Raw genomic sequence first — 15,267 nt, 5'->3', positions numbered from 1 at the left:
CAAAAGGCGCCAAAACCCAAGCTTTATGGCAAACTTCGCGACCATAAACGCCAGTTTCGCGACCTAGAGCCTTCGACCAGGTTGCGAGCAGGAATAAAGCGATGCCAGGTTTGCGTCCCCCGGATGGGAATAGACCCTTTATGTGTTGGTACGACGGTGCCAATGCTTTCTGCCTGAACAGATTAGAGACACGACCATGCATAACGTCGTCATCAGCGGCACCGGCCTGTACACCCCGGCCAACAGCATTTCCAACGAAGAGCTGGTGCAGTCTTTCAATACTTATGTGGCGCAATTCAACGCCGACAACGCTGACGCCATTGCGCGCGGTGAAGTCGAAGCATTGACCGAATCCAGCGCAGCCTTCATCGAGAAAGCTTCCGGCATCAAGAGCCGCTTTGTCATGGACAAGGAAGGCATCCTCGACCCGCAACGCATGGCCCCGCGCCTGCCGGAGCGTTCCAACGACGAGTGGTCGGTGCTTTGCCAGATGGCCATCGGCGCCGCCGAACAAGCCTTGCAGCGCGCCGGCAAGACCGCAGCCGACATCGACGGCGTGATCGTCGCCTGTTCCAACCTGCAGCGTGCCTACCCGGCCATTGCCATCGAAGTCCAGGAAGCGCTGGGCATCCAGGGTTTCGGTTTCGACATGAACGTGGCTTGTTCTTCGGCGACCTTCGGCATCCAGACTGCTGCCAACAGCGTGCAACTGGGCCAGGCCCGGGCGGTCCTGATGGTCAACCCGGAAGTCTGCACCGGCCACCTGAACTTCCGTGACCGCGACAGTCACTTCATCTTCGGCGATGCCGCCACTGCGGTGATCATCGAGCGTGCCGACCTGGCGACGTCCAGGTACCAGTTCGACATCGTCAGCACCAAGCTGCTGACCAAGTTCTCCAACAACATCCGCAATAACTTCGGCTTCCTCAACCGCGCGGCGGAAGAGGGCATCGGTGCCAGGGACAAACTGTTCGTGCAGGAAGGCCGCAAGGTGTTCCGTGACGTTTGCCCGATGGTGGCCGAGCTGGTCGCAACGCATCTGCAAGAGAACCAGCTCAACGTCAGCGACGTGAAGCGCTTCTGGCTGCACCAGGCCAACCTCAGCATGAACCACTTGATCGTGAAGAAACTGCTCGGTCGCGACGCCACCGAACAAGAGGCGCCGGTGATTCTCGACACCTACGCCAATACCAGTTCCGCCGGTTCCGTGATTGCGTTCCACAAGAACCAGGACGATCTGGCCGCCGGTTCGCTGGCCGTGCTCAGTTCGTTCGGTGCCGGTTATTCGATTGGTAGTGTGTTGCTGCGCAAACTGTAGGAGCGAGCTTGCTCGCGATGGTCGTCAACGATAACGCGGTAAACCTGGCGCCCCGCAGCGCGCTCAGGTTTATCGCGAGCAAGCTCGCTCCTACAATGGCGGGCTGGCAAAAACAAACAGCCCGGCGTTGATGTGTCGGAGGATGATGGGGACCGACACACCAACGCCAGGCTGTAAAAGGGGCCGGGCTTCCCTGCCCGAGTCGTATAGCGGGGAGAATCAGAACTTGGCTTCGGCATCCAGTTGCAGGGTGTTGATGTCCGAATCGGTTTTCTTGATGTTGGCGTTGGTCTGGTCCGAGGTCGCCATGTAGTAGGTCGCGCCCAGGGCAAAGTTCTTGTCCAGGTCGTAGCTCACTTTCAGCTTGCTGCCGCGCGAACCGGTGAAGCCGTTGGCGAAGTCGGAGTCGGTGAAGGCACCCACCACAGCGTTACGCTGCACGTCGCGGTAGTTGTAGTCCACGTTGAAGCCATAGAGCTTGGACTTCACACCGGCCAGCCAGCCAGTGTCCTGGTCGTTGCTGGCATCGGTGTTGTTGACGTACTGACCGTAGATCGACAGCGGAACCGGCAGGTTACTGAAGTCCAGCTGACCAAAACCTTCGTACAGATTGAACTGCTCGCCCGGGCTGTTGCCGTTGACGGCCAGTGCGCATGGCGCAGTAACGGTACCCGAGGTAGGGCAAGCGCTGCTGTCGTCGTTGTCGTAGGCGTAGAGACTGCCGCCCAAGGTCATTTTCATGCTGTCGGTGATGGCGAAGCGCGCACCCAACTGGCCGGCGTACAGACGCAGGTCGTGCTTGAACTGCACGCCTTCGCCGTCGACGTTGTCCTTGAGGGTGTAGTGACCGGCGCTACCGAACAGCTCGGTGCTGCCGCTCAGCGGGTACTTGTAGGTGACGGCCAGACCTTCCGGGTTGATGTCGCTATCCCAGATGATGTCGCCCATGCTCACCCATTGTTGCGGCATCTTGCCGCCAACCAGGTGCAGGTTCTTGATCGCGTCCGGGTGGTAGTCGATGTAACCCTGGTCCAGCCAGATCTGCTTCTTGTCGAAGTAGTTGTTCAGGTCCTGGTTGGTCGAGCGAGCGTCGTCATTGCTGCCGGTGGCGATACGGATACCGGTGTCGACCTGCGGGTTGATTTCGCTGTAGGCACCCAGGCGGGCACGAATGCGCTGACGGTCCTGGTCCTTGTTGTTCGGCACGCCATCGTTGTGCACGGTTTCTTCGCGGAAGCGCACGTCACCCTTGAACTGGGTCTTGGCGGCCCATGCCAGCTTCTGGTCGAAAGTGCTCAGTGCATCGGTTTTCTTCGCGGTGGCTGCAATTTGCTCGTTGGTCTCTTGCTGAGCCTGACGGGCGATCTGCTGGTCTTTCTGATCCCTGGCCAGCTCGGCTTGCAGTTCGCTGTACTGCGCATTGGTGATCGAGCCGTTAGCCTTGAGCATGTCGAGCAGTTTGGCGTCGACTGCGGCACTGGCCGGAACACTCATGGCCACCAACAGGCCACCGCACAAGGCCGCCGCAGTTTTCGTGGAAGCAAGACGCATATCAATCTCCGAAGATGAGAGGGGATGACAGAGCCATCCGGGTCACAACCGACCGTAAGGGGCGGAAAACAGTGGCCGGGTATAACCCGGCGCTCTAAAAACAGGCGCCAGTATCGCGATGGTTTATTACAGGGCGGTGGCAATGTGATGTCATGTCGATGACGATACAAAGTCGTCGTGAACTATTGAGTTAGAGCACTGTCGTCGTTTTGCCCGTGTGCATTGCAGAGCGATAGGCGATACTCGCTGGGCTTTCACGCCATGAAGAGTGAGGATGGTGATGCCGTTGCAACGCCTGCAAAAACTGTCAGAAATCGCCCCGCAGACCTGGGACGCACTGGTGCCCCAGACTCAGCCTTTTCTGCGTCACGCCTTTTTGAGCGCGCTGGAAGACAGCGGCAGCGTCGGCCCCCATACCGGCTGGCAGCCCGAGCATTTATTGCACATCGAAGGCGATCGACTGATCGCCGCGCTACCCGGTTATCGCAAGTGGCATTCCTACGGCGAGTACGTGTTCGATCACCCCTGGGCCGATGCCTGTGAGCGTGCCGGCATCGACTACTACCCCAAACTGTTGAGCGCGGTGCCGTTCAGTCCGGTCAGCGGGCCGCGGCTGTTGGCGGCCACGGTCGAAGAGGGTTTCGAGTTATTGAAAAGCCTGCCGGGCTACCTTGAACTTGAAGGGCTCTCCAGCGCCCACATCAATTTCACTGATCCGTTCACTGACGCGGCATTGAGCGAGCAGCCCGGCTGGCTGCAGCGCGTTGGCTGTCAATACCACTGGCAGAATCGCGGCTACCGGGATTTCCAGGATTTCCTCGATGTACTCAGTTCGCGCAAGCGCAAACAGATGCGCAAGGAGCGCGAGCAGGTGGCCGGGCAGGGCTTCGATTTCGAGTGGTTCGAAGGTCGGGAACTGAGCGAGACGCAATGGGATTTCGTCTATGCCTGTTACGCCAATACCTACGCGGTGCGCCGGCAGGCGCCGTATCTGACGCGGGAGTTTTTCAGCCTGCTGGCCGAGCGCATGCCGGAGTCGATTCGCGTGGTGCTGGCCAGGCAAGGTTCACGGCCGGTGGCGATGGCGTTCAGTCTGGTGGGGGGCGACAGCTTTTATGGCCGCTACTGGGGATGCCTGGCGGAGTTCGATCGCCTGCATTTCGAGACCTGCTTCTACCAGGGCATGGACTATGCCATTGCCAACGGTTTCCAGCGTTTTGATGCCGGGGCACAGGGTGAACACAAACTGATTCGTGGATTCGAGCCAGTCATTACCCATTCCTGGCACTACTTGCGGCATCCGGGATTGAAAGCTGCGGTGAAAGACTTCCTGGAGCAGGAGCGGTTGGGGGTGCTGGCTTATGCAGAGGAGGCGAAGTCAGCCTTGCCTTATCGACAAGGCTGATCATCAGCGTTTCAGCTTTCTTCCTTGCCCAGCCAGCGATACAGCACGCCGCCGACCACTGCACCGAGTAGCGGTGCGACCCAGAACATCCACAGTTGTTGAATCGCCCAGCCGCCGACGATCAGCGCCGGGCCGGTGCTGCGCGCCGGGTTGACCGAGGTGTTGGTGACCGGGATCGAGATCAGGTGGATCAGCGTCAGCCCCAGGCCGATGGCAATGGGTGCCAGGCCAGCCGGTGCTCGCTTGTCGGTGGCGCCGAGGATGATCAGGATGAACATCGCGGTCATCACCAGTTCAGTGACAAACCCTGACGTCATCGAATAACCGCCGGGCGAGTGTTCGCCATAGCCGTTAGATGCAAGACCTCCCGCCAGTTCGAAACCGGGTTTGCCACTGGCAATGAAGTACAACAGGGCGGCTGCAATCACACCACCAATGACCTGAGCAACGATGTAGGCCGGCAATTCCTTGGCCGGAAACCGCCCACCCACCACCAGGCCGAGGGATACCGCGGGGTTGAGATGACAGCCGGAAATATGGCCGATGGCGAAAGCCATGGTCAACACGGTCAAGCCAAACGCGAAGGACACCCCGAGCAGGCCGATCCCCACCTCCGGGAAAGCCGCCGCCAACACCGCACTGCCGCAACCACCCAACACCAGCCAGAACGTACCTACCAACTCTGTAGCCGAACGTTTTAACAGAGACATGAGAGTGAGCCCTTTCGAGATTATGCTGCCTTAAGCATCCAGCCGATGGACTGCAGAACCATCTCCAGAACGTTGGAGTGAGTACAGCACGGTTTTTTCAGAATTCCAGCAGGCATAAAAAACCGCCAGGCCCTGTTGTTGGCTGGGCTGGCGGTCTTCTGTGATCGATCGGCTTCACTGGACCCCTGTGGGAGCGAGCCTGCTCGCGATGACGGAATATCATTCAACAATGATGTTGTCTGACGCACCGCTATCGCGAGCAGGCTCGCTCCTACAGGGGAAGTGTGTTGTTCAGGGGATCAATCGATCCCGACAAACCCACCGGTCTGGTGTTGCCACAACCGCGCATACAAACCGCCATGTGCGAGCAGTTCGGCATGGGTTCCGGTTTCGGCGATCTTGCCGTTTTCCAGCACCACCAGCCGGTCCATCCGGGCGATGGTCGAGAGGCGGTGAGCGATAGCGATCACGGTTTTGCCCTGCATCAGGGTTTCGAGACTTTCCTGGATTGCCGCTTCGACTTCCGAATCCAGTGCCGAGGTGGCCTCGTCCATGATCAGGATCGGCGCGTCCTTGAGCAGTACCCGGGCGATGGCGATGCGCTGGCGCTGGCCGCCGGAGAGCTTCACCCCGCGCTCACCGACGTGGGCATCGAAACCGGTGCGGCCTTCAGCGTCCGACAGTGTAGGAATGAACCCGTCGGCCCGGGCCTTTTGCACCGCTTCCCAGAGTTGGGCGTCGGTGGCGTCGGGCTTGCCGTACAGCAGGTTGTCACGGATCGAACGGTGCAGCAGCGAGGTGTCCTGGGTGATCATCCCGATGCGTTCGCGCAGGCTTTCCTGGCTGACGTCGGCGATGTTCTGGCCGTCGATCAGGATGCGTCCGCCTTCGACGTCGTACAGGCGCAGCAGCAGGTTCACCAGAGTCGATTTGCCGGCACCGGACGGGCCGATCAGGCCGATTTTTTCACCGGCCTTGATGGTCAGGTTGAGGTCACCGATGATCCCGCTCCGCTTGCCGTAGTGGAAGTCCACCTGTTCGAAGCGCACTTCGCCACGTGCCACCGCCAGGGGTTTGGCCTGGTCGCGGTCGGTAACGGAGACCGGTTGCGAAATGGTCTGCAGACCGTCCTGCACCATGCCGATGTTTTCGAAAATGCCGGTGACCACCCACATGATCCAGCCGGACATGTTGACGATGCGGATCACCAGACCGGTGGCCAGGGCAATCGCCCCCACACTGATCAACGACTGCGTCCACAACCACAGGGCCAGGCCGGTGGTGCAGACGATCAGCAAGCCGTTCATGCTGGTGATGACCACGTCCATGCTGGTGACCACGCGGCCCGCCAGTTGCGCCTTCTCGGTCTGCTCCTTGATGGCTTCGCGGGCGTATTGCTGTTCGAAGTTGGTGTGGGCGAACAGCTTCAGGGTGGTGATGTTGGTGTAGCCGTCGACAATCCGCCCCATGAGTTTGGAGCGCGCATCGGACGCCACCACCGAACGATCCTTGACCCGTGGCACGAAGTAACAGAGGGCGCCGATGAAGGCAAAGATCCAGGTCAGCAGCGGGATCATCAGGCGCCAGTCGGCTTCGGCGAACAGTACCAGGGAACTGATGGCGTAGATCAGCACATGCCACAACGCATCCACCGCTTGCACGGCGGAATCGCGCAGTGAGTTGCCGGTTTGCATGATGCGTTGGGCGATGCGCCCGGCGAAGTCGTTCTGGAAGAAGTTCAGGCTCTGCTTGAGCACGTAGCTGTGATTCTGCCAGCGGATCATGCTGGTCATGCTGGGGCTCAGGGTCTGGTGCACCAGCAGGTCATGCAGGCCGACAAAGATCGGGCGCAGCACCAGCGCAACCACTACCATCCAGGTCAGTTCGAGGGCGTGATCCTGGAACAGGCTGACGTTCGGCGTGCCTTGGGCCAGGTCGATGATGCGGCTCAGGTAGCTGAACAGCGCCACCTCGATCAACGCACCGATCAGGCCGACGATCAGTAGGGCGGCGAAGCTCGGCCAGACCTGCTTGAGGTAATAGGTATAAAAAGGGAATACACGGTCTGGCGGAGACGCCGTCGGTGCTTCGCGGAAAACATCGATCAGTTTTTCAAAGCGGCGATAAAGCATGGGTTGTTCGCCCGCGTACGGGCTCTCCTTTTAACGTTTTGAGCGTTGCCGGCAATCACCGGCAACGGCTCGGACATCCTTGTCCAGCTTAGTCTCAGTCGATGCGCTTGGCCGACTTGATGAACACCGGGTCGGCCGGCACGTCTTTCATGCCGCCACGGACGGTGGTTGGCGAGTTGACGATGATGTCCACCACGTCCATGCCTTTGACCACTTTGCCGAACACCGCGTAGCCGTCGCCCTGGTCAAGGAAGTCGTTGTCCTTGACGTTGATGAAGAACTGGCTGGTGGCCGAGTCAGGCACCGAGGTACGGGCCATGGACAAGGTCCCGCGTACGTTATGCAGGCCGTTCTTCGATTCGTTCTTGATCGGAGCGTTGGTGTCTTTTTGCTGCATCTGTTGAGTGAATCCGCCGCCCTGGACCATGAAGCCCGGGATCACCCGGTGGAAAATCGTGTTGTTGTAGAAGCCTTTGTCGACGTACTCAAGAAAGTTCCTGGTACTGATCGGGGCCTTGACCGGGTCCAGTTCGATTTCGATCTGGCCGTTGGTGGTTTCCAGCAGCACATGCGGTGCCTTTTCCGGCGTCGCGGCCATCAGGTTGGCGGCAAACAGGACGGAGCCTGCGGCGAGGGCGATTTTTTTCAGCATGGGTCAGTGATCCTGAGTGGTGGTGTCGACTGCGGTCAGAAACTCCAGCAGTGTTTGGTTGAAGTGTTCCGGTTGGTCCAGCGGTGTGGCGTGGCGTGAATCGGCGATCACCACCAGCCGCGCGTCGGGCAACAGTTTTACGTAGTTTTCCTTCAGCGCCACCGGCGTGTAGTCACGGTCGGCGCTGACGATGAGGGTTGGACAGGTGACCTTCGAAAGTCGTTCCTGGACCCCCCAGCCGACAATGGCATTGAAGCTGGCGAGATAAGCATGTTTGTCGTTTTTTGCCCAGCGCTCGGCCATTTTTTGTCGCAAGTCGGCCTGCTCGGGTTTCGGGAACAACTTGGCGCCCAGCGCCTTGCCGATGTTGCCCAGGCTAAGGGCGCGCATCAGGCTCCAGCGCTTGAACCACTGCCAGTAATCGTCGCGGCTGCGCAGTTTGACCTCAGGCGCGCTGTTGACGATGCACAGGCTCTTGAGCAGTTGCGGCTGGTCCACGCCCAACTGGAAGCCGATCATGCCACCCATCGACAGGCCGACATAATGTGCCGGGCCGAGATTGAGGTGCTCGATCAGTGCAACCAGGTCAGCGCTGAATCCGGCAATGCTGTAGCGCTCCCGGGGTTTGTCCGAGCGACCGTGACCGCGCACATCCGGGACAATCACCCGGTAGCGGGTGGCCAGTGTCGGGATCTGTTTTTCCCAGTCCAGCGTGCTGGAGCCCAGACCGTGGACCAGCAACAGCGGCGTGCCGTGGCCATATTCCTCATAGTGCAGGTTGCAACCTTCGTGTTCGAAATAGGCCATGCATACACTCCGTGTCAGGCTTGTTCGGGGGCGGCGAATGGTGCGTCCAGTGGGGCGGTGTCAAACGTGCGCAGCAGTTCGATGAGAATCTGCGTGGCCGGCCCCAGCGGTTTGTCCTTGTTCGAATACAGGTAAAAGCTCGGGTTACGGCTACCGCCCTGATCCAACGGTAGCAGCTTGAGCGTACCTTCCTTGAGCTCCCGTTCGATCATGTGCCTGGGCAACCAGGCAAAACCCAGGCCGCTGCTGACGAAGGTCGCGGCGGTGGCCAGGCTGCCGACCGTCCAGCGCTGTTCGGCACCGAGCCAGCCGACATCCCGTGGTTGCTGGCGGCCCGAGTCGCGGATCACCACCTGCATCTGGCTTTCCAGGTCCTGGAAGCTCAGCTCGCGGTTGAGGCGGTGCAGGGGATGCTCCGGGTGGGCGACCGCGACGAATTCGACGTCGCTCAATTCCGCGCCCAGGTAACCGGGAATACTGAAACCGGTGATGGCCAGGTCGGCCACGCCTTCGAGCAGGACTTCCTCCACGCCCGACAGCACTTCCTCACGCAGACGCACCCGGCAGCCACGGCTTTGCGGCATGAACGCGGTCAAGGCGCGGACGAGGCGGGCGCTTGGGTAAGCGGCATCGACCACCAGGCGCACTTCGGCTTCCCAGCCCTGTTCCATGTGATGGGCCAGGTCTTCGAGTTGGCTGGCCTGTTTTACCAGTTGTCGGGAGCGACGCAACAGCACCCCGCCGGCTTCGGTCAGCACGGCTTTGCGTCCGTCGATGCGCAGCAATGGCACGCCGAGTTGATCCTGCATGCGGGCCACGGTGTAGCTGACGGACGATTGCGAGCGATGCAGCGCCTCGGCGGCCTGGGCGAAACCACCGTGATCGACCACGGCCTGCAGCGTTCGCCATTGATCAAGGGTCACGCGGGGCGCTTTCATGTTGAGCTCCTCTTGTCCTAAGCTGGCAGCCCTTATTGGAGGCTGCTGAATGAAAAAATTCTGTTGTGTGCTGCTGGCGCTGCTGCCGCTGACGGCGATGGCTTACCCGATCGATGTGAAAAAAGACCTCAACGGCATGAAGATCGATTACCAGACCTACGACACGGATAGCGACATCGGCTCCATTCAGGTGGCCAACTACGGCGACGTCGATGCGAGCTGCAAGGCCGTTTTCATCAATGGCCCGGAAGCACCGCGTACCCGCAAGATCGACGTACCGGCCGGCAAGCACAAAAATGCCACCGCCAAGTTCACCCGCAGCATCATCAAGTTGCGCATCGAGCTGTCCTGCACCCCGAAATGACGCCTGGCTCTTCTGTGGGAGCGAGCTTGCTCGCGATGCGGTGGGTCAATCGACACCACTGCGTCTGATACACCCTCGCGAGCAAGCTCGCTCCTACAGAGGTGGGGCATGCTGAGCTTATAAACGAATTTCTTGATGGGTTATAGCAGTTATTTGCGCTTTTTCATCGATATGACTCTGTTTAACCTTCACTCCATCGACCTACAGCATTCTCAGATGGAGGCTACATCCCATGTCCCGCGTTCTGATCATCGAAAGCAGTGCCCGTCAGCAAGACTCGGTTTCCCGCCAACTGACCCAGACCTTCATCAACCAGTGGAAAGCCGCTCACCCGAATGACCAGATCACCGTCCGGGACCTGGCCGTCAAGCCGGTGCCGCACCTGGACAGCAACCTGCTGGGTGGCTGGATGAAACCCGCCGAGCAGCGCAGCGACATCGAACAGGCGTCCCTGGAACGCTCCAACCAGTTGACCGATGAATTGCTCGCCGCCGATGTATTGGTCATGGCCGCGCCGATGTACAACTTTGCGATCCCCAGCACCCTGAAAGCCTGGCTCGACCATGTGCTGCGTGCCGGCGTGACGTTCAAATACACCGAAACCGGTCCGCAAGGTTTGCTCAGCGGCAAACGCGCCTATGTGCTGACGGCTCGTGGCGGCATCTATGCCGGCAGCACCGCCGATCACCAGGAACCGTACCTGCGGCAGGTCATGGGTTTCATCGGTATCCACGACGTGACGTTCATCCATGCCGAAGGCATGAACCTGGGCGGTGATTTCCAGGAGAAAGGCCTGAACCAGGCAAACGCCAAGCTTTCGCAAGTGGCCTGAGCCGTTTAATCGCCAGATAATCGCTGGATGGTCTAGTGATCTGGCGCAACCCTTCAAGCCTGTACGCGCATCGACCTCCCTTCGCACTTGTTGCTCCTGAGTGCTCTGGCCCGATTGAACGCTTTAGCGAGATCGGGCTTTTTTTTGCCTGCGATTTTATAGACACCCACGCAACCCTGTGGGAGCGAGCCTGCTCGCGAAAGCGTCGGCACATCCAGCCTCTATGCGTCTGACGCGCCGTCTTCGCGAGCAGGCTCGCTCCCACAGGTTTTGTGTTGGTTTAGCGTTCGCGATCAGCAGCAAAAACCGCTATCGTCGCCGCCATTCGAAATGAGGCGAGCATGGGCTATCTACTTTTTGTCACGCTGATCCAGGCGTTTTCCTTCAGTTTGATCGGCGAATACCTGGCCGGTCATGTCGACAGTTATTTCGCAGTCTTGGTACGAGTGCTGCTGGCGGGGCTGGTGTTCATCCCGCTGACCCGCTGGCGCTCGGTTGAGCCGGCGTTCATGCGCGGCATGCTGCTGATTGGCGCGTTGCAGTTCGGCGTGACCTACGTCTGCCTGTACCTGAGCTTCCGTGTACTGACGGTGCCGGAAGTGTTGCTGTTCACCATCCTCACACCGTTGCACGTGACCCTGATCGAAGATGCGCTCAATCGTCGCTTCAATCCCTGGGCCCTGGTCGCGGCACTGGTGGCAGTGGCCGGGGCGGCGGTGATTCGCTTTGACCGGATCAACCCGGACTTCTTCATGGGGTTCCTGTTGCTGCAACTGGCCAACTTCACCTACGCCGCCGGGCAGGTGCTCTATAAACACCTGGTTGCGCGCCACCCGAGCGATCTGCCGCATTACCGACGCTTCGGCTACTTCTACCTCGGCGCACTGGCCGTGGCGTTGCCGGCGTTTCTGTTGTTCGGCAAGCAGAACTTCCTGCCCGAAGCGCCGTTGCAATGGGGCGTGCTGCTGTTCCTCGGCCTGGTCTCGACCGCTTTGGGGCTCTACTGGTGGAACAAGGGCGCGTGCCTGGTCAACGGCGGGACGCTGGCGGTGATGAACAACCTGCATGTGCCGGTGGGGTTGCTGATCAACCTGCTGATCTGGAACCAGCACGAAGAACTGGGGCGGTTGTTGCTCGGCGGTTCGGTGATTTTGCTGGCGGTGTGGATCAGTCGGTTGGGTATACGCAAGCCTTTGGCCGTTCACTGAACTCTGGGTGACCCGATACCTCTGTGGGAGCGAGCCTGCTCGCGATGACGGAGTGTCAGTCGACGAAGATGTTGCCTGATCCACCGCTTTCGCGAGCAGGCTCGCTCCTACAAGGGATTGCGTGATCTGCGAAAATCATTTCGGCGCCAATTGTCCCACCAGAAACTCGATGAACGCCCGGGTCTTCTGCGGCACCCGCCGCGCCGACGAATACACCGCGTTGATGGTGATCGCCGGAGCCTGCCATTCGCACAGCACCGGCACCAGCCGCCCGGCCGCCAGCGCATCCTCGACGATGAAGTCGGGCAGCAGGGCGATGCCCATGCCGGCTTCGGCCGCCTGGGCGAGCAGGTCGCCGTTGTTGGCGTGCAGTGGGCCGGTGACGTTCACCCGCTGGGTTTCCTTGCCATTGCACAGTTGCAGGCTGACACCGCTCTGCAGATACCCGTAGTTCAGGCATTGATGGGCGCGTAGATCCTGCGGAGTCTGCGGCACGCCCGCGCGCTCGAGATAAGCCGGGGACGCCACCATGATGCGCGGCGCGGGAGCCAGTTGCCGGGCGATCATCGTCGAGTCGGGCATGCTGGCGATGCGGATGGTCACGTCAAACCCGCCCCGCACGGGATCGACCTGCTGGTCGCTGAGCACCAGTTGCAGCTCGATGTTCGGGTGCTGTTCATGAAACAGCGGAATCAACGGCCCCAGCCGCCGAAGACCGAACGACATCGGCGCATTGACTCGCAACACACCGCGTAACTCGCCGATGCCGTCACGGGCCCGTTGCTCGGCCTCGTCCAGTGCCGCCAATACCTCCCGTGCCGCATCGAAATACTCGGCCCCGGCCTCGGTCAGGTGCAGGCTTCGGGTGGTGCGTTGCAGCAATTGCACGCCGATGGTTTCTTCCAATGCCTGAATCTGTTTGCTGACTTTCGAGCGCGGTACATCCATGGCCCGGGCAGCTGCGGCGAAGCCGTTTTCGCCGACCGTGACGACGAAGGCGCGCATGCATTCGATACGATCCATATTGTCCCTGTTTTGGAATCAATGATTCTCGATTTTAGGTAATTGTCCCTTTTATCGCCAGCCCCTAAAGTGACATCCAAGCCGACAACAACGCCGCTGAAGGCAAAGTCGACTAACCCCTTACCCATTCGAAGTATCGACATCAAAAGGAACGCGCCATGTCTATTCGTGAACTGCTCAACCCAACCAACTCCGCCCTGATCCTGATCGACCACCAGCCGCAAATGGCATTCGGCGTGCAATCTATCGATCGCCAGACCCTGAAGAACAACACTGTGGGCCTGGCCAAGGCGGCGAAGATCTTCGACGTGCCGACCATCTATACCTCGGTCGAAACTGAAAGCTTCAGCGGTTACATCTGGCCCGAATTGCTGGCTGTACACCCGGATCAAAAGCCGATCGAGCGCACTTCGATGAACTCTTGGGAAGACAAGGCATTGGTCGACGCGGTGAAAGCCACCGGTCGCAAGAAGCTGATCATTGCCGCGCTGTGGACCGAGGTCTGCCTGACTTTCCCGGCACTGGAAGCCCTGGCCGAAGGCTACGAGGTGTACATCGTCACCGACGCCTCCGGCGGCACCAGCAAGGAAGCCCACGACATGTCGGTGCAAAGGATGATTCAGGCCGGCGCGGTGCCGGTGACCTGGCAACAAGTGTTGCTCGAATACCAGCGTGACTGGGCGCACAAGGACACTTACGAGGCGGTGATGGAACTGGTGCTGGAACACAGCGGCGCGTACGGCATGGGCGTGGATTACGCCTACACCATGGTGCACAAGGCACCGCAGCGGCAGGTGAAGTAACCGAAAAATTATCGCGACACTTGTGGGAGCGAGCCTGCTCGCGATGAGGGAGGGTCAATCGACATCATTGTTGAATGACCCAACGCCATCGCGAGCAGGCTCGCTCCCACATTTGTTTTTTGTAGTGTCACACCCTGTGTTTTTCGGCTTCGGGAAGATAGCTAGCGCCCAACACCGCCGGCAATATCCCCGCACGCAGATCCGACCCGCTCGGTTGCTGATAAAGACTCAACCCAAACTCCGGCAGCACCGCCAGCAGGTAGTCAAAAATATCCCCCTGGATCCGCTCGTAGTCGGCCCACGCCGTGGTGCCGGTGAAGCAATAGATTTCCAGCGGAATACCCTGGGCCGTGGTCTGCATCTGACGCACCATGCAGGTCATGTTCGGCTGGATCCCCGGGTGACTCTTCAGGTAGGCCAGCGCATAGGCGCGGAAAGTACCGATGTTGGTCATCCGGCGGCGGTTGGCCGACATGGCCGCGACGTTGCCCTGGGCTTCGTTCCAGGCCTTGAGTTCGGCCTGTTTGCGGGTCATGTAGTCGGTGAGCAAGTGCACCTGGGACAGCTTGAGCTCTTCGTCGTCCCGCAGAAAGCGTACGCCGCTGGCGTCGATGAACAGGCTGCGTTTGATCCGGCGGCCACCGGAAGCCTGCATGCCGCGCCAGTTCTTGAACGACTCGGACATCAGGCGCCAGGTCGGGATCGAGACGATAGTCTTGTCGAAGTTCTGCACCTTGACCGTGTGCAGCGTGATGTCCACCACATCGCCGTCGGCGCCCACCTGGGGCATCTCGATCCAGTCGCCGACCCGCAGCATGTCGTTGCTGGTCAACTGCACGCTGGCTACGAACGACAGCAACGTGTCCTTGTAGACCAACAGAATCACCGCCGACATGGCACCCAGACCCGACAGCAGCAACAGCGGCGAGCGGTCGATCAGCGTGGCGACGATGATGATCGCGCCAAACACGTACAACACCATTTTCGCCAGTTGCACATAGCCTTTGATCGACCGGGTGCGGGCGTGCTCGGTGCGCGCGTAGATGTCCAGCAGGGCGTTGAGCAGGGCGCTGACCGCCAGCAACAGAAACAGGAAGGTGAAGGACAGGGCGACGTTGCCGAGGAAGTTCAGGCTGGTTTTGCTCAGGTCCGGCACCAGATTGAGGCCGAACTGGATCACCAGCGAAGGCGTGATCTGCGCCAGGCGATGGAACACCTTGTTCTGTAGAAAATCATTGACCCAGTGCAGGGCCGGCTGGCGGCTGAGCATTTTTGCCGCGTGCAGAATGAGGTAGCGCGCCACCCGTCCGAGGAACAGCGCAATTGCCAATAGCAGCAACAGCGACAGGCTGGAGTGCACGAGCGGGTGCTGGTCGAGAGCGCCCCAAAGGTCCAGAACGTTGGTCCAGAGCTGTTTGATATCCATGGTTGAAACGATTCTTCTGTAAGGCGCGAGAAGGGATTAGAGCATTTAAGACGCTTTGTATTACGTTTCGGGAAAAATCAGGCAACAAAAAACCAACT

14 protein-coding genes are annotated in these 15,267 nt (G+C 59.8%); 6 read left to right on the top strand and 8 right to left on the bottom strand.

Annotation, left to right across the window (positions count from 1 at the left end; genetic code table 11):
* Window positions 1-196 precede the first annotated feature (196 nt).
* Window positions 197-1,318, top strand: coding sequence for a beta-ketoacyl-ACP synthase III (locus BSF44_RS17815; protein ID WP_095944618.1), 1,122 nt, complete (start codon window positions 197-199; stop codon window positions 1,316-1,318).
* A gap of 219 nt (window positions 1,319-1,537) precedes the next feature.
* On the opposite strand, the gene BSF44_RS17810 is transcribed toward BSF44_RS17815, so the two are convergent.
* A complete protein-coding gene (locus tag BSF44_RS17810) occupies window positions 1,538-2,869 on the bottom strand; it encodes a putative porin (protein ID WP_095944617.1) in 1,332 nt (443 codons plus the stop codon).
* A gap of 280 nt (window positions 2,870-3,149) precedes the next feature.
* Here BSF44_RS17810 and BSF44_RS17805 point away from each other — a divergent pair, with 280 nt between their 5' ends.
* The gene (locus tag BSF44_RS17805) at window positions 3,150-4,274 is read left to right on the top strand and encodes a GNAT family N-acetyltransferase (protein WP_095944637.1); all 1,125 of its coding nucleotides are present in this window, start codon (window positions 3,150-3,152) and stop codon (window positions 4,272-4,274) included.
* 11 nt (window positions 4,275-4,285) lie between these two features.
* Here the strand turns inward: BSF44_RS17805 and aqpZ are convergent, their stop codons facing one another.
* From aqpZ to BSF44_RS17780, 5 genes are all read right to left on the bottom strand, one after another.
* Window positions 4,286-4,984: an aquaporin Z gene (gene aqpZ, locus BSF44_RS17800; RefSeq protein ID WP_095944616.1), complete on the bottom strand. Its 699-nt coding sequence runs from the start codon at window positions 4,982-4,984 to the stop codon at window positions 4,286-4,288.
* A gap of 299 nt (window positions 4,985-5,283) precedes the next feature.
* Complete coding sequence (locus BSF44_RS17795; protein WP_095944615.1) at window positions 5,284-7,116, bottom strand: ABC transporter ATP-binding protein; 1,833 nt, start codon at window positions 7,114-7,116, stop codon at window positions 5,284-5,286.
* Window positions 7,117-7,210: 94 nt separating this feature from the next.
* Window positions 7,211-7,768: a peptidylprolyl isomerase gene (locus BSF44_RS17790; protein ID WP_095944614.1), complete on the bottom strand. Its 558-nt coding sequence runs from the start codon at window positions 7,766-7,768 to the stop codon at window positions 7,211-7,213.
* Window positions 7,769-7,771: 3 nt separating this feature from the next.
* Window positions 7,772-8,575, bottom strand: coding sequence for an alpha/beta fold hydrolase (locus BSF44_RS17785; protein WP_095944613.1), 804 nt, complete (start codon window positions 8,573-8,575; stop codon window positions 7,772-7,774).
* A gap of 14 nt (window positions 8,576-8,589) precedes the next feature.
* Entirely contained in the window at window positions 8,590-9,513 is a 924-nt protein-coding gene (locus BSF44_RS17780; RefSeq protein ID WP_008018223.1) for a LysR family transcriptional regulator, read from the bottom strand.
* 49 nt (window positions 9,514-9,562) lie between these two features.
* Between BSF44_RS17780 and BSF44_RS17775 the strand changes: the two genes are divergently transcribed.
* The 3 genes from BSF44_RS17775 to BSF44_RS17765 all read left to right on the top strand — a co-directional run bounded on the left by BSF44_RS17775 (window position 9,563) and on the right by BSF44_RS17765 (window position 11,917).
* Complete coding sequence (locus BSF44_RS17775) at window positions 9,563-9,877, top strand: 3-phosphoglycerate kinase (RefSeq protein ID WP_095944612.1); 315 nt, start codon at window positions 9,563-9,565, stop codon at window positions 9,875-9,877.
* Between the two features lie 232 nt (window positions 9,878-10,109).
* Entirely contained in the window at window positions 10,110-10,709 is a 600-nt protein-coding gene (locus BSF44_RS17770) for an FMN-dependent NADH-azoreductase (RefSeq protein WP_095944611.1), read from the top strand.
* 341 nt (window positions 10,710-11,050) lie between these two features.
* Window positions 11,051-11,917, top strand: coding sequence for a carboxylate/amino acid/amine transporter (locus BSF44_RS17765; RefSeq protein WP_095944610.1), 867 nt, complete (start codon window positions 11,051-11,053; stop codon window positions 11,915-11,917).
* 135 nt (window positions 11,918-12,052) lie between these two features.
* On the opposite strand, the gene BSF44_RS17760 is transcribed toward BSF44_RS17765, so the two are convergent.
* Window positions 12,053-12,940 (bottom strand): LysR family transcriptional regulator, encoded by an 888-nt coding sequence (locus BSF44_RS17760; RefSeq protein ID WP_095944609.1) that lies wholly within the window; start codon window positions 12,938-12,940, stop codon window positions 12,053-12,055.
* Window positions 12,941-13,098: 158 nt separating this feature from the next.
* Here BSF44_RS17760 and BSF44_RS17755 point away from each other — a divergent pair, with 158 nt between their 5' ends.
* Window positions 13,099-13,743 (top strand): hydrolase, encoded by a 645-nt coding sequence (locus BSF44_RS17755; protein ID WP_095944608.1) that lies wholly within the window; start codon window positions 13,099-13,101, stop codon window positions 13,741-13,743.
* Between the two features lie 127 nt (window positions 13,744-13,870).
* Here BSF44_RS17755 and BSF44_RS17750 read toward each other — a convergent pair whose 3' ends face one another.
* Complete coding sequence (locus BSF44_RS17750; RefSeq protein WP_095944607.1) at window positions 13,871-15,169, bottom strand: mechanosensitive ion channel family protein; 1,299 nt, start codon at window positions 15,167-15,169, stop codon at window positions 13,871-13,873.
* Between the last annotated feature and the right edge of the window lie 98 nt (window positions 15,170-15,267).

The organism is Pseudomonas sp. ACN8, from assembly GCF_002303925.1.
In the GTDB taxonomy this organism is placed as follows: domain Bacteria; phylum Pseudomonadota; class Gammaproteobacteria; order Pseudomonadales; family Pseudomonadaceae; genus Aquipseudomonas.
Note: the sequence above shows the minus strand (reverse complement) of the source record. Positions and strands in the feature narration are given on the sequence as shown.